This window comes from Arcobacter caeni (genome assembly GCF_003063245.1).
GTDB classification, from domain to species: Bacteria; Campylobacterota; Campylobacteria; order Campylobacterales; family Arcobacteraceae; genus Aliarcobacter; species Aliarcobacter caeni.
On the sequence record NZ_MUXE01000007.1, the window covers coordinates 1 to 14,416 of the forward strand.

Below are 14,416 nucleotides of genomic sequence, written 5' to 3' on the forward strand. Positions count from 1 at the left end.
TTCATCGCCGATAATACTGCCGGGTCCCCTGGTGGAAACGTAGGCCGCTGCCAGCTCTTGAGTTTTTTTACAAAGCTTTTTCTTATTTGAACTTATTATTAGTTCTTTTAGGAAGAAGCTTTTTTTTAGTCTACTCTTTTACCCGCTTCATCTTTTACTTCTTTACTTTGCTTTTTATTCTTTTATTACTCTTCTTTCGATACAATCTCATCTGGTATATATTACATTACAGGATTTTAATTTGACCGAGCAACCAAACAATCCATTACACGGAATTACTTTAGAAATGATCCTTAATTCTCTTTTAGACAAATATGGATGGGAAGAATTATCTCACAAAATTAACATTAGATGTTTTTACAACAACCCCTCTATTAAATCTAGTCTTACTTTCCTTAGAAAAACCCCTTGGGCCAGAAAAAAAATTGAAACTCTATTCTTGAACTCTTTTTGATTATTAATACAAGCTATATTTATATCTAAACATTATTACACTATTATTCTTTTTTATAATAAAATAGGATATTCAATATGATTAGAAAAATAGATACAAATAGTGAAGAATTTTTAAATGAATTTGAGCTAACTAAAAAATTTACAGATAATGTATTATCAGAATACGACTTTGTTTATAATCCAGATAAAGAAATCAATCAATCAATTCAAATGGGACTTACAAGAAATCAATTGATTTATGGTAAGAAATTTTGCCCTTGTTTTATGGTTATAGGACAAAATGCAGAAGAGCAAGAAAAAAGTGAAAATAGATTGTGCCCATGTACACCTGCATTAACTAATGAAATACCTAATACTGGTTCATGTCACTGTGGAATTTTCTGTACTAATGAAAAAGCTTTAGAAATTGAAAAAGAAAATAATTTGCATGATGTGGTTGCAACTCACTCAAGAGGGTTAACTAAGGAAGAAGGAAAAAAATTATTAGCAAAAAATGAAGTTAGTTCGATTGAATTAGAATCTTTATTGGAAGCTAGAGATTTAGGTTTTATTGATTTTACTTTAGTTGATACACGAGAGTGGATGGAATGGGTTTCTAATAGAATTAAAGGAACTGATTATTTAATTCCTACAACATCATTTTATGATGCATTAGAGCAAATAACAAGTAAAAAAGATATACCAGTAGTTGTTTATTGTTTAAGTGGCAGTAGAAGTGCTTATTGTCAACGAATAATGAAAGATTTAGGTTTTAGTTCAGTTGCTAATCTAGATTATGGAATATCATCTTATGGTGGTGAAAAAGAAAGAGGAGAACTTTAGTTTTAATGTATCCTTTTTAGGATACATTATCTTTTAAATCATCTGAATATTTTTTTAATAAGTTCATAATTGATATAAAAAATGTCACCATTGCTGGACCTATAATCATTCCCCAAAAACCAAAAGTTGAAAGACCAGCAACAATAGAGAAGAAAATTAAAAGTTCATTTATATTTGTAGGTGTTTTAACAATTTTTTTATTTATGTATTTTATAATCATTGGTTTTATAAAAGTATCTGCAACAATCGAAATAACTACAATTGAATAAATTGCAATTATGAAGGCATTTGTTAAATTTGTTGTAGCTTCAAATATTACAATTGGAAGCCACATAATGATTCCACCAATTACTGGAATTAAAGATGCAAAACCATATAAAACACCAAATAATAATCCATCATAACCAAAATATGTCAAGAAAACTCCAAATAAAAGTCCTTCAAATATTGCGGTAACTAATATAGAATATAAAACTACTGTCATTACATTTGATGATTCATAAAATAAAATATTTGAATCTTCTTTTTTTATTGGTAATAACTCTTTTATAAAAGTTGAAATTGATGTTGAATAAAGTGTAAAGAAAAAGAAGAATATTAAAATCATAATCATATCCATCATGAACTTAACAGAGTTTTTACCTAAATAAGCTCCAAATGTTAACATATCTTGAACTGTTTTCGCCACATCAAATTTTGATATTATTTGTGTTAGTAAATCATTTAAGAAAATAAAATCTTTTAATGAGTCTTGAATAATAATCTTCATATCATTAAGATTTTTGATTAAAGATGATTGATCAACTTTAGTGAAAAAATCAGCAAATGAGAATATACAATATAAAATAGGTATAAAAAATAGTGATGTTAATGCTACTGTCATAATAGTTGTAGCAAAAAATCTACTTTTTAAATTCTTTTCTAAGTATAAAGTTAAAGTACTTGTTGCAACTACTAATAAAAGTGATACAAAAATTGCTTTTAAAAATGGATCAAAAAGTTCCACCATAAAAAAAATCATTACAATTGCAATTGCAATTAAGAAATAGGCTGCTTTCAAAATAGTTTTCCTTGAGTTAAGTCATCATCTAGTTTTTCACTTCCTGGATATGAAAGTCTAAACATTTCATAAGTTTTTAGTGAAGCTATTCTTCCACGAGCAGTTCTTTCTATATATCCATTTGCAAGTAAATAAGGTTCAATTGCATCTTCAATTGTTCCCTCATCTTCACTTAGTGCTGCTGCTAATGTAGAAAGTCCCATCGGTTTTCCTCTATTTGAAACTAACAGTTCAAGTAAATTTATATCCATTTCATCAAAACCTGTTTCATTTACACCTAATTCATCTAAAGCATATTTGCATCTTTTTAGTTTAATTGAATTCTCATTTTCAACTTCAGCAAAGTCTCTTACTCTTTTTAAAAGTCGTAAAGCAACTCTTGGAGTTCCTCTACTTCTTCTTGATATTTCATAAGATGCATCATTTTCGCATGATTTTGATAGTTTTACTGCTGCTTTTTGAATAATTTTTGATAATTCTTCTTGATTATAAAACTGCATTCTAAAATGCATTCCAAATCTCTCTCTTAAGGGATTTGAAAGCATTCCAGCTCTTGTTGTTGCACCTATTAATGTAAATCTTGGTAAATCGATTTTCACTGTTTGTGCCGCTGGTCCTGAACCAATTATTATATCAAGTCTGTAATCTTCCATCGCAGGATATAAAATCTCTTCAACAGTTGGAGAAAGACGGTGTATTTCATCAATAAATAAAATATCTCCTTCTTCAAGGTTTGTTAAAATTGCAGCTAAATCGCCACTTTTTTCAATCATTGGACCAGCTGTTACTTTTATATTTGTATTCATTTCATTTGAAATAAGATAAGAAAGCGTAGTTTTTCCAAGTCCTGGAGGTCCATAAAATAAAATATGATCCAGCGCTTCTTTTCTTTTTTTACTAGCTTCTATAAATACTTTTAGGTTTTTTTTGATTTTTTCTTGACCGATATAATCATCCCAATTTGAGGGTCGTAAACTTACTTCTGTATTTTCTTCTTCAAAAGATACTGACTCAACTTCTACTATTCTTTCCACTTGTTAGTACTCTTCTTCTTTTGATGGAAAAGAACTATCTTGAACATCATTTCTATATTGATTTACAGCTTCTTTTACCAATAATGCTCCTTGCATATAATGTCTTACAAATTTTGGTTTAAACTCTTCAAAAAATCCTAACATATCAGACCAAACTAAAACTTGTCCATCTGTAACATTTCCAGCTCCTATTCCAATAATTGGAATATTTACAGCTTCAGTTATTTTTTTTGCAACACTACTCATAACGCCCTCAACAACTATTGAAAAAGCTCCTGCTTTTTCAACTGCAATTGCATCACGAATTAATTGTTCTTCATCTTGTGGCGTTTTCCCTCTTACTTTATATCCACCTTCACTTCTTACATATTGAGGCATTAATCCAATATGTCCCATAACTGCAATTGAATTTGATGTAAGATGTTTAATAATATCAGCTCTATCTTCACCACCTTCTATTTTTATAGCAGCAGCATTTGTTTCTCGATAAACTTTGATAGCATTTTCTAAGGCTTGATCTTTGTTTATATATGTTCCAAAAGGCATATCTGTGATTACAAAAGCACTTTTAGCACCAGCACAAACTGCATTTGTATGATAAATCATTTGCTCAAGAGTTGCTGAAAGAGTGTCTGATTTTCCTGCAAAACTCATATTTAGACTGTCACCTACAAGAATCATATCCGCTGTATCTTCAAACAGTTTTGCAAAAAGTGCATCGTATGCTGTAATAACTGTTAGTTTTTTATTATTCTTAGAGTTTTTAATTTTTGTAATATTCATTTTTTCAAAATCGTTTTTTATAATGCTCATTTTTTCCCCTAATAATTATTAATAATTTATAACGATTATATCCAAAACTAACTTTTTTAATAAAATTTTTATATTTGTAAAAAAAAGTAAAAAATTAAAGAACAACTAAATATGTGTTCAGTTAATATAACTTATATAAAATTCAAGTAATAACAAAGTATTCCTATGAACAAAGAAAAAAATATTCAAAACCACCTAGCAGAGCAAACTATTATGTTTGCAAGTATCACAAAATGGATTATCCTCTCATCATTAATTGGCGCACTAATTGGTGCTGTTGTAGCTTTATTTTTGAAACTTTTAGAATATTGTGAAAAATCAAGGAGTTTGTTGCCTTTTGATTATTATTACACTTTACCTTTTGCTTTGGCTTTAACTGTAATTATCGTCAAGAAATTTGCTCCAAGTGCCGAGGGTCATGGAACAGAAAAAGTAATTGAAGCAATTCATAAAAATGCAGGAAAAATAAATTTAAGTGTGGTTCCCACAAAACTTTTTGCAACAGTATTAACAATTTTTGCAGGTGGTTCAGTTGGAAAAGAAGGACCTGGCGCGCAAATTGGTGCATCACTAGCTTCTTTTATTGCTATGAAATTAAAATTTTCAAATAGAGATAGAAAAAAAATTGTTATTTGTGGAATTAGTGCTGGATTTGCATCTGTTTTTGGAACTCCACTTGCTGGAGCAATTTTTGGAGTTGAGATATTAATTGTTGGTGCATTAATGTATGATATTTTATTGCCATCGATTGTTGCTGGTTTTTCTGCCTTTTTTGTTGCAAAAATGATGGGAATAAATTATACATACTTTTATATTGCATTTTTTTCCAATTTTGATTTTAATTATGTGTTACTTTCAAAAGTAATTATTGGTGGAATATTTTTTGGTTTAGTTGCAGATTTTATTATTACAACATTAAGTGAATTACATAAATATATAAAAATGATAAAAATAAATTATATTCTTAAGGCATTTTTAGGCGGAATTATTATTGTGATTTTGACTTTAATTGTTGGAGATGAATATTTGGGATTAGGTTTTCATACCATAAAAGATGCCTTGTCTTCGGATGAAATGATTTATGAAAATATTCCTTGGTACACATTTATTTTAAAAACGATTTTTACTTCTTTAACTCTTTCTTTTGGTGGAAGTGGAGGAGTTATTACTCCTATTTTTTATGTGGGTGCAACAAGTGGTAATTTTTTTGGATATTTAGTTAATGGATATATTCCTTTGTTTGCAGCTCTTGGATTTGTGAGTGTTCTTGCTGGAACTACAAGTGCGCCAATAGCTGCCATGATAATGTCTGTTGAATTATTCGGAATGGATGTTGGACATTATGCTGCAATATCTATTATTATTGCTTTTTTAATGACAGGACACAGAAGTGTATTTCCATCTCAGGTATTATCAATGAAAAAATCAGAGGCAATAAATATAAAATTAGGTGAAGAATTAGAAAATACAGAAACCACCTATACTACAAGATTTTTTATTAATATGCAAAGAATTATTAAACTAATAATTATTAAAAGTAGAAAGAAATCACAAAATAATGATGAAGATATTAAATAATAGTTTAAAAGAAGATTTTAGATAAAATAAGAAAAATTTTAAACATAGGATAAGAATTTTGAAAAAATTAGTAGGTTATATTACATCCTCTCTTCCAAATAATAATTTTACAATAGATTTAGCATATAGTATGAAAGATGCTGGAGTTGATACTTTAGAATTGGGAATTCCATTTTCTGATCCAGTGGCTGATGGACCTGTAATTGAAAAAGCGAATTTAATTGCATTAAATAATGGATTTAAATTAAAAGATTTATTTGAAGTTTCTTCAAAAATTGCCAAAGATATTGATACTTTATGGATGGGATATATGAATCCTTTTTATCATTATGGAATGGAAAAAATATTACAAAAGGCTGCTGAATATAATATTCAAGGAACTATTATTCCTGATCTTCCATATGAAATGGCGAAAGATTATGAAGATTTATTTAATAAATATAATAAAGCAAATATCTCTTTTGTGGCTCCCACAGATAGTCCTGAGCGAATAAAAACAATTGTTGAAAACTCTAAAAAATTCATTTATATGGTTGCTTATGCTGGAATCACAGGAAGTGGTCAAAAAGAAGATTTATCACAAATAATAGAAAATGTAAGAAAATATTCTTCTACACCTTTATATATTGGTTTTGGAGTTGATGAAAAAACTTGTAAAGAAAAAATCATGGGTGTTGATGGTGTTATTGTGGGAAGCGCTTTTGTAAAACATATAATTGATGATAGTTTATCAAATGACGAAAAAATTAAAAGAATCTCTGCAATTGCAAAAGAGATAAAAGAAAAAATAAACGAATAATTATGCAAATACTTAACCAAGATATTGAATTTTTAGAAGAAGATAGAAGTTGCTCTTATTTTGAAAATAAAATATCTGATATTAGATATAAATATATTTATTCTTGTTCAACTTCAAGTTATCAAAATATGTTAGAAAGAGGTTGGCGAAGATTTGGACGAATGCATTTTGTTCCAGAGTGTAAATTTTGTAACAAATGTGTTTCAATGAGAATTGATGTAGCCAATTATAAATTTTCTAAATCAGAAAAAAGAGTAATATCAAAAAATAAAGATACAAAACTTTATATAAGACCACCTTCTGTTACAATGGAGCATCTAAATCTTTATGATAAATATCATAGATTTATGAATGATAAAAAAGATTGGCCTTATACTCCTATTTCTCCTGATGAATATATGAAATCTTATGTTGAAACAAAAGAAGAATATGCAAAAGAATTTTTGTATATCAAAGATGATAAATTAATTGGAGTTGCATTGGTTGATATTTTGCCTAATTCAATTTCTGCTATTTATTGTTATTATGATCATTTTTATTCAGATTTATCAATAGGAAAATTCTCAATATTAGCTCAAATTAAAATAGCAAAAGAGTTAAATATCCCTTATATATATTTAGGCTATTGGATAAAAGATCATTTTTCTATGGGATATAAAGAAGCATATTCTCCATTTGAGATATTAAAAAATAGACCAACTCTTGATGAAACGCCAATTTGGAAAAAAAATGAATTATAATATCGTGGTTATTGTAAGTGTAATAATTTGTGCTATAATCTCCATGTTTATTAGCTATTATTTAGTACTTTTTACAATGGGTGAAAAGAACAGTTTTTTTAAGATTATTCAATTAATATTAACAATAGTATCAATGACAACATTTTATGCACCTATAAAATATATTTTAATGAAATATATGAATATAGAAGAAAGAGAGAAAAATGATTAAGTATGTAGTTTCTTTTTTATTACTTATTAATGTACTATTTGCAGAAGATAATTTAACAAATAAACAAGAAGTAGCTGGAAATATACCTTACAATCCAAATGTAGATTGTTTGATTTTAGAAGATGAAAATTCGATTATATGTAAGTTTGAAATAATTAGAGATGAAAATGAACAACAAATTATTATTAATTGGATTAGTCCAACTGGCGAAATTTCAAGAACAAGAGAAATGTTAATTCCAGCAGGTGATAGTTCAGCGTATGATTATCGATATATAGATGGTAGGGAAAATGGAAAATGGGATTTTAAAATAATTTATAGAGGAAAAGAATATAGCTCTCAGTTTGAGTTAAAATAAGTTTTAATGTAAGAAACAAAACCCTATAAATAGAGTTTTGTTGTTACAAATCAAAATATTATAATCTTGATTCGTATCTTCTTAACATGTATAATCTTTTTAACATTTTCTTTCTAGCAGATATTTTTTGTTTTTTTCTAATTTCTGTATTTGGTTCAAAATATCTTCTTGCTCTAGTTTCTGTAACAATAAGATTTCTATCACATTGTTTTTTAAATCTTCTATAAGCTTCGTCGAAAGATTCGCTATCTTTAACTTTTATGCCTGGCACTAAAATCACCTACTTTCTTTTATAAATTTTAGGTTTGGATTATATTTAAAGTTTACTTAATCCTTATTTAACTTTAACAAATATTAGAATATAATTAATTTTTAACAAAAAGGAATATTTTGAATTTAACACACTTAGATGATAATAATAGACCAAAAATGGTTGATGTTTCTGACAAATATGAAACTAAAAGAGTTGCAATTGCATCAGGAGATATTACTATGTCTCAAGAAGCATTTGATGCAATTATTTCAAATAATACTAAAAAAGGCCCAGTTCTTCAAACTGCTGTAATTGCAGCAATTATGGGAGTTAAGAAAACAAGTGAGTTAATTCCTATGTGCCATCCTTTATTATTAAGTGGAATAAATTGTGATGTGGAAGAAAAACCTGAATTACCTGGATTTAAACTAATTGTTACAGCTAAATTAAATGGTCAAACAGGTGTTGAAATGGAAGCTTTAACGGGAGTTTCTATTGGATTATTAACTATTTACGATATGGTAAAAGCTATTGATAAATCTATGATTATTTCTAATGTACAATTAGAAAGAAAATCAGGTGGGAAAAGTGGCGATTTTATTAGAGAGGATTTAAATAATGATTGATTTAAGTAAAGAAAAATTAGAATTAAATTATCCATGTTCTTGGGAATATAAATTAGTTGTTTTAGAACATATTGATATTCATGTAACAGTAAAAGAAGTTGTTTTAAGCAGAGAGCATAAAGTGCAAGAATCAAAAGTTAGTGCCAAAGGCAAATATAAAAGTTATACTTTAGAGCTTTTAGTTCATAATGATGATGATAGAACAGAAATTTATAAAATGTTAGGTGACCATTCTAATATTAAAATGGTTTTATGATTAATTAGTATCTTATTCGTAAGATACTAATTCTTGTTTAAATTTTTCTTGATTTAATTTTTTACAAGCAATTTTATAGTGTTTTTGTATTGCTTCTTCATCTTCTTTTACAAGAGCTTTTATCTCTTCCATATCTTTTGCTTCTTCAATAGCAACAAAAATCTTATACTCTTTTTTTGTAAATTTTCTTTTTAAGATTTCTTGTATTTGCTCATCTGATCTTAATGATCCAACCAGTTTATCAATATGTTTTAATAATGATTTTGTAAAATTCATCTGTTTCCTTTTATTTAGTAAGCCAAGATTCTATGGCTTTTATATCATTGTAAGAAGTCATATCAAGCATAATTGGTGTAATTGATACATAATTTGCTTTTATTGCTTCAAAGTCGCAATCTTTGTTTACAGAGGGTTTCCAAATCAATGGATGTAATCCAATCCAATAATACTCTTCACCTCTTGGATTTAAATGTCGATGAGTATCATTTCCATATTCTCTAAATCCGGCTTTTGTAACTTTTATACCTTTACTCTCAATAGCCTTTATTGGTGGAATATTAACATTTAAAAACTTTCTTTCATCTAATGGGAAATTATTACTTAATATTCTAGAGGCAAGTTCGACTATAACCTCTTTTGCAAGGGCAAAATCCCAATCGGTTTTTACATCTTGGCACATATCATTACATACTTGGGAAATTGCAATTGCAGGAATTCCATGAATTACAGCTTCCATTGCAGCTGATGCCGTTCCACTATATGTAATATCTTCTCCCATATTTGCACCAATATTTATGCCACTTATTACTAAATCAGGTTTAAATCCATCTTTAAATAAATTACTAACTGAAATAAAAATACAATCAGTGGGACTTCCATCATCTATTTTGTAAAAATCATCTTCCACACAAACCATTCTTAATGGTCTTTCAAGGGTTAATGAGTGACCACATGCAGATTTATTTTTTGCAGGTGCAACTACCGTTATTTTTGCTATTGGTTTTAAGGCTTCAATTAAAGCTTTTAGTCCAACAGCATCAAATCCATCATCATTTGTTAGCAAGATATGTTTCATGCTACTATATAAACTCCTTCTAATTGGTGTATTAAATTCTCTACTTGAGAAGTTACTTTAAAGCCAGTTTCCAGCTCTAAGTCTGCAAGTTTTGATTTAATCAAAAGTTTTAACTCTCTTTTCCCTTGATTATTTGCCACAATATCAAAAAGTTTGTACATTAGATTTTCATCATTTGAAAAAGGAATAGCAATAGTAATTGGTGGTTCAACTACTTCTTTTTGTTTTGTTTTGATTTTTTCGTTTTTAGCTTCTTTGATACTTTCTATTTTTAGAATATTCATTCTTGTAAAATTATCATCTTTTGAAATTCTTACTTTAAAAGCTATTGGTTCATTTAAATCATAATCTTCTTTTAACTCTTTTAATCTATCTTCAAAAAGCATAAGTTCGATATTCCCATGGAAATCCATAATTGTCGCAATTCCAAATTTATTACCTTTTTTAGAGATTCTTTCTGTGATATTCTCAATTTTTCCAACAAATAAAGCTTGACTTCCATCTTCAAGTTCATCAATCTGAGATGATAAAGTATAGTTTATTTTATCAAGTTGTTCTCTATATTCATCAAGTGGATGCCCTGATACATAAAAACCTAAAGAGGCTTTTTCAAGTTCCAAAATCTCTTTTGCTTCAAATTCTGGAAGATGTTCAAGTTCAATATCAATTTTTGTAAGTTCATCACTATCTCCAAATAAAGAACCTGTTGCCATTTTTTTTGCAAGAGCTGCTTTTCCAACAGTTTCAACTATTTTTTCTATTTGATTTAATAGTGATTGTCTTGAATAACCAAAATTATCAAAAGCTCCTGCTTTTGTTAAAGATTCAATTACTCTTTTATTTACTTTACTACCGTCAATTCTTGAGATAAAATCACCTAAATCTGCAAATAATCCACCATCATTTCTAGCTTTTAAAATAGAATTAATTGCGACATCACCAGCACCTTTTATGGCACCCATTCCAAACATTACAACTTCTTCCCCATCAATCTTTTTTGCAGAAAATACTAAATCTGATTTATTAATATCAGGTGGGAATAAATCAAGTCCTAATCTTTTTACTTCATCCACATATTTAACAACTTTATCAGTGTTATCTTTTTCAAGGGTTAAAAGTGCTGCCATAAACTCTGATGCATAATATTTTTTTAGATATGAAGTATAAAAAGTAACTAGTGCATAAGCTGCTGAGTGAGATTTATTAAATCCATATCCAGCAAATTTTACAATCAAATCGAATAGTTCTTCACAATGAGCTTTTTGGTAACCTTTTTTTACTCCACCAATAGCAAACTCATCTTTTAATTTATCCATCTCTTCTTTGATTTTTTTACCCATAGCTCGTCTTACTAAGTCCGCGCCTCCAAGGGAAAAACCACCAATAGTTTGCACGATTTGCATAACTTGTTCTTGATAAACAATAACTCCATAAGTTGTTTCAAGAATTGGTCGAAGTGGTGCATCAAACTCATCATAGAAGTAGTTTATCTCAGCTCGACCGTGTTTTCTATCAATAAAGTCATCAAGCATTCCTGATTCCATTGGCCCTGGTCTATAAAGTGCTAGCACGGCAATAATATCTTCAAAATTTGAGGGTTTTAATCTTTTACATAAATCTTGCATACCATCTGACTCGATTTGGAATAATCCCATCGTATTTCCAGTTTGAATCAGGTCATAAACACCTTTATCATTTACATCAGCTGTGATAAAATCTACTCTTTTGCCGTGTCTTTGTTCAATTAATTTATTTGCTTCTTCAATAACTGTTAGGGTTTTTAAACCCAAGAAGTCGAATTTGATTAAATCTACATCTTCTACATATTTACCGTTATATTGAGTTGCTAGTGTATCAAGACCTGAGGGTTTAAAAAGTGGAGTTTTTTTCCATAAAGGTTCATTTGAAATAACAACACCAGCTGCGTGAGTTCCTGCATTTCTATTTAAGCCCTCTAAAGCAAGAGCGTATTCCCAAACTCTTGCAGCTTGTGGGTCTGCATCACAAAGTTCTTTTATTTTTGGCTCTTTTTCATAAGAACTTGTAAGATTTATTCCTAATTCATCAGGAATAAGTTTTGCCATTGCATCAGCTCTTGCATATGGCATATCAAGAACTCTTGCAACATCTCGAATAACTCCTTTTGCTAGAAGTTTACCAAAGGTGATGATTTGTGCAACATTGGCACGACCATATTGTTGAACAACATAATCAATAATTTCTCCTCTTCTTGCTTGACAGAAATCCATATCAATATCGGGCATTGAAATTCTTTCTGGGTTTAGAAACCTTTCAAAAAGTAAACCATAAGGAATAGGGTCAATATCTGTGATTTTTAAAGAAAATGCAACTAAACTTCCCGCGGCACTTCCTCTTCCAGGACCCACAGGAATTCCCATATTTTTTGCAACAATTACGAAATCCCAAACAATAAGCATATAACCTGGAAATCTCATATTATTAATAATTTCAATTTCAACTGCTAATCTATCTTTATATTCTTCATGTTGTTCAGGTGGAACGATTTTTAATCTATCTTCTAAACCTTTCCAGCACTCATGAATAAATAAAATTTTGTCATTTTCCAAAGAGTATTCAACATCTGGTTCAGGAAGAGTTAAATTTGCTTCCGCAGATTTTTGTCTTGTAAATTTAAAATTTGGAGGAGTTGGATTTCCTAGTTTTATTTCTAAATTACATTTATCTGCGATTTCTTGAGTTGCTTCTAGGGCTTCTGGAATATCTGCATATAATTTTGCTATTTGTTGTGGTGATTTTAAATAAAACTCATGAACACTATGTCTTAATCTTTTTGGGTCATCATAAAGTTTATTCATAGCAATACACATAAAAGCTTCGTGTGCATCGGCATCTTTTTGTTCTAAATAATGAGTGTCATTTGTGGCTACTACTTTTATTCCTGTCTCTTTTGAGATTCTTAAAATCTGGTCATCAATAAAATGCTGGTCACCAATTCCATGTCTCATAATTTCTAAATAAAAGTCATCTCCAAAAATATCTTTATATTCTAAAGCAACTCTTTTTGCTTCCTCATAACCTTTTGCACCATTTTTTACATTTCTTTCACTTTGAGTATTTAAATGCCAGTTAACTTCACCTTGCAAACAAGCAGCTGAGCAAACTAAACCTTCAGAATTATCTCTTAAAAGTTGTTTATTAATTCGAGGATAATAATAAAAACCAAACATATAAGCTTGAGAACTTAAGAACATTAGATTTTTGTAACCAACATCATTTTTGGCATATAAACATAAGTGAAATCTTTGTCTATTTGTTTTATCACCAATATCTTCACTATTGTGAATATATGCTTCCATCCCAATAATTGGTTTAATTCCCTCTGCTCTCATGGCATTGTAAAAGTCAATTGCACCAAACATATTTCCATGGTCAGTCATAGCAACACTTGTCATTCCCATTTTTTTTATTTTTTTTGCAAGAGGTTTTATTTTATTTGCACCATCAAGTAGTGAATATTCTGTATGTAAATGAAGATGGGTAAATTTTGGTGTATCAGACATAATATAAATCTTTGTAGTTTTTATTTATAGTGTATCCAAAAAATGATTTTGAGCTTCTTTAATGCCTAATTTAAAACATTCTTCCAACTCTTTAAAGGTAAATAAAGAGAAGCTTTTTATATGTGGACTTCCTAAATAATAGTTTGTATTTTCCAAAGAATATTTGTGATTAGAATGAAGTTGTTTAAAAAGTGATTTTTTTATAGATTTTATTGGATTAAATTTTTTGCTTTTTTGTTCTTTGCTTTTTGCAAATAAATCAACTGCATAAATATCATAACCTCTGTTTTCAAGAGGTTTTATTGGAATATTATCAAATAATCCTCCATCAATTAAATACATTCCATTATAAAAAATCGGCTTAAATACTGGATATAAAGCACTTGAAGCTAGACATAAAGTCAAAGTATTTCCACTATTAAAATAATGCAGTTCCTTTTTCTTTAAATCATACGCACTAATCCAAAGAGGTTTTGGAATATCTTCAATATTTTCTATTGGCAAAAGTTCTTTAATTAATTTATTTGTAGAATCAATTTTTAACAAACCGTTTCTAAAAAAATTAAATTTTAAAACTTCTCTTATCTCTTTTGAGGAAAATATTTTTAGTTGTTCTTTTGCTTTGATTCCACTTGCGTGAGAAGCACTTATAATTGCACCAATTGATGAACCACTATAAGCTTTTATATCAATATTATGATTTTCGCAAAAATCAAGAACTCCTAAATGAAAAGCACCACGAGCAACTCCACCACCAAGGGCAAGAGCTAGATTATTTGTAGGTATTTTCATA

General features: G+C 28.7%; 17 protein-coding genes. 9 read left to right on the forward strand and 8 right to left on the reverse strand.

From position 1 onward, the window contains the following. Positions 1-241 precede the first annotated feature (241 nt). Complete coding sequence (locus B0174_RS05955; protein WP_108558754.1) at positions 242-454, forward strand: VF530 family protein; 213 nt, start codon at positions 242-244, stop codon at positions 452-454. A gap of 77 nt (positions 455-531) precedes the next feature. After that, on the forward strand, positions 532-1,278 hold the full coding sequence (locus B0174_RS05960) for a ferredoxin-thioredoxin reductase catalytic domain-containing protein (RefSeq protein WP_108558755.1): 747 nt from the start codon (positions 532-534) through the stop codon (positions 1,276-1,278). 16 nt (positions 1,279-1,294) lie between these two features. On the opposite strand, the gene B0174_RS05965 is transcribed toward B0174_RS05960, so the two are convergent. Genes B0174_RS05965 through panB form a run of 3 tightly spaced genes read right to left on the reverse strand, consistent with a single transcriptional unit; the run spans position 1,295 to position 4,185 of the window. Next, positions 1,295-2,338, reverse strand: coding sequence for an AI-2E family transporter (locus B0174_RS05965; RefSeq protein WP_108558756.1), 1,044 nt, complete (start codon positions 2,336-2,338; stop codon positions 1,295-1,297). Continuing rightward, positions 2,335-3,372 carry a Holliday junction branch migration DNA helicase RuvB gene (ruvB, locus tag B0174_RS05970; protein WP_108558757.1) on the reverse strand — a complete coding sequence of 346 codons (1,038 nt, stop codon included), beginning with the start codon at positions 3,370-3,372 and terminating at the stop codon, positions 2,335-2,337. The genes B0174_RS05965 and ruvB overlap by 4 nt, the downstream gene beginning before the upstream one ends. Positions 3,373-3,375: 3 nt before the next feature. Next, a complete protein-coding gene (gene panB / locus B0174_RS05975) occupies positions 3,376-4,185 on the reverse strand; it encodes a 3-methyl-2-oxobutanoate hydroxymethyltransferase (protein WP_108558758.1) in 810 nt (269 codons plus the stop codon). A gap of 165 nt (positions 4,186-4,350) precedes the next feature. On the opposite strand from panB, the gene B0174_RS05980 reads away from it, so the two are divergent. From B0174_RS05980 to B0174_RS06000, 5 genes are read left to right on the forward strand one after another with little or no spacing between them, the layout of a single operon-like run. Beyond that, the gene (locus B0174_RS05980; protein ID WP_108558759.1) at positions 4,351-5,763 is read left to right on the forward strand and encodes a chloride channel protein; all 1,413 of its coding nucleotides are present in this window, start codon (positions 4,351-4,353) and stop codon (positions 5,761-5,763) included. Positions 5,764-5,821: 58 nt separating this feature from the next. Next, complete coding sequence (gene trpA / locus B0174_RS05985) at positions 5,822-6,562, forward strand: tryptophan synthase subunit alpha (RefSeq protein WP_108558760.1); 741 nt, start codon at positions 5,822-5,824, stop codon at positions 6,560-6,562. Between the two features lie 2 nt (positions 6,563-6,564). After that, complete coding sequence (locus B0174_RS05990; protein ID WP_108558761.1) at positions 6,565-7,302, forward strand: arginyltransferase; 738 nt, start codon at positions 6,565-6,567, stop codon at positions 7,300-7,302. Continuing rightward, entirely contained in the window at positions 7,292-7,513 is a 222-nt protein-coding gene (locus B0174_RS05995; protein WP_108558762.1) for a hypothetical protein, read from the forward strand. Before B0174_RS05990 ends, B0174_RS05995 begins: the two co-directional genes overlap by 11 nt. Then, positions 7,506-7,871 (forward strand): hypothetical protein, encoded by a 366-nt coding sequence (locus B0174_RS06000; RefSeq protein ID WP_108558763.1) that lies wholly within the window; start codon positions 7,506-7,508, stop codon positions 7,869-7,871. The genes B0174_RS05995 and B0174_RS06000 overlap by 8 nt, the downstream gene beginning before the upstream one ends. Positions 7,872-7,929: 58 nt before the next feature. On the opposite strand, the gene rpsU is transcribed toward B0174_RS06000, so the two are convergent. Continuing rightward, positions 7,930-8,142: a 30S ribosomal protein S21 gene (gene rpsU / locus B0174_RS06005; RefSeq protein ID WP_108558764.1), complete on the reverse strand. Its 213-nt coding sequence runs from the start codon at positions 8,140-8,142 to the stop codon at positions 7,930-7,932. A gap of 119 nt (positions 8,143-8,261) precedes the next feature. Between rpsU and moaC the strand changes: the two genes are divergently transcribed. Together moaC and B0174_RS06015 are read left to right on the forward strand one after the other, a co-directional pair. After that, on the forward strand, positions 8,262-8,750 hold the full coding sequence (gene moaC / locus B0174_RS06010) for a cyclic pyranopterin monophosphate synthase MoaC (RefSeq protein WP_108558765.1): 489 nt from the start codon (positions 8,262-8,264) through the stop codon (positions 8,748-8,750). Then, a complete protein-coding gene (locus B0174_RS06015) occupies positions 8,743-9,006 on the forward strand; it encodes an HP0495 family protein (protein ID WP_108558766.1) in 264 nt (87 codons plus the stop codon). The genes moaC and B0174_RS06015 overlap by 8 nt, the downstream gene beginning before the upstream one ends. Positions 9,007-9,018: 12 nt before the next feature. On the opposite strand, the gene B0174_RS06020 is transcribed toward B0174_RS06015, so the two are convergent. From B0174_RS06020 to B0174_RS06035, 4 genes are read right to left on the reverse strand one after another with little or no spacing between them, the layout of a single operon-like run. Continuing rightward, a complete protein-coding gene (locus B0174_RS06020) occupies positions 9,019-9,282 on the reverse strand; it encodes a hypothetical protein (RefSeq protein ID WP_108558767.1) in 264 nt (87 codons plus the stop codon). 10 nt (positions 9,283-9,292) lie between these two features. Next, positions 9,293-10,081, reverse strand: coding sequence for a 5'/3'-nucleotidase SurE (surE, locus tag B0174_RS06025; RefSeq protein ID WP_108558768.1), 789 nt, complete (start codon positions 10,079-10,081; stop codon positions 9,293-9,295). Further along, entirely contained in the window at positions 10,078-13,623 is a 3,546-nt protein-coding gene (gene dnaE, locus B0174_RS06030) for a DNA polymerase III subunit alpha (RefSeq protein ID WP_108558769.1), read from the reverse strand. The genes surE and dnaE overlap by 4 nt, the downstream gene beginning before the upstream one ends. 24 nt (positions 13,624-13,647) lie before the next feature. Continuing rightward, positions 13,648-14,415, reverse strand: a complete 768-nt coding sequence (locus B0174_RS06035) for a patatin-like phospholipase family protein (RefSeq protein WP_205663498.1) — start codon at positions 14,413-14,415, stop codon at positions 13,648-13,650. Position 14,416: the final 1 nt, after the last annotated feature.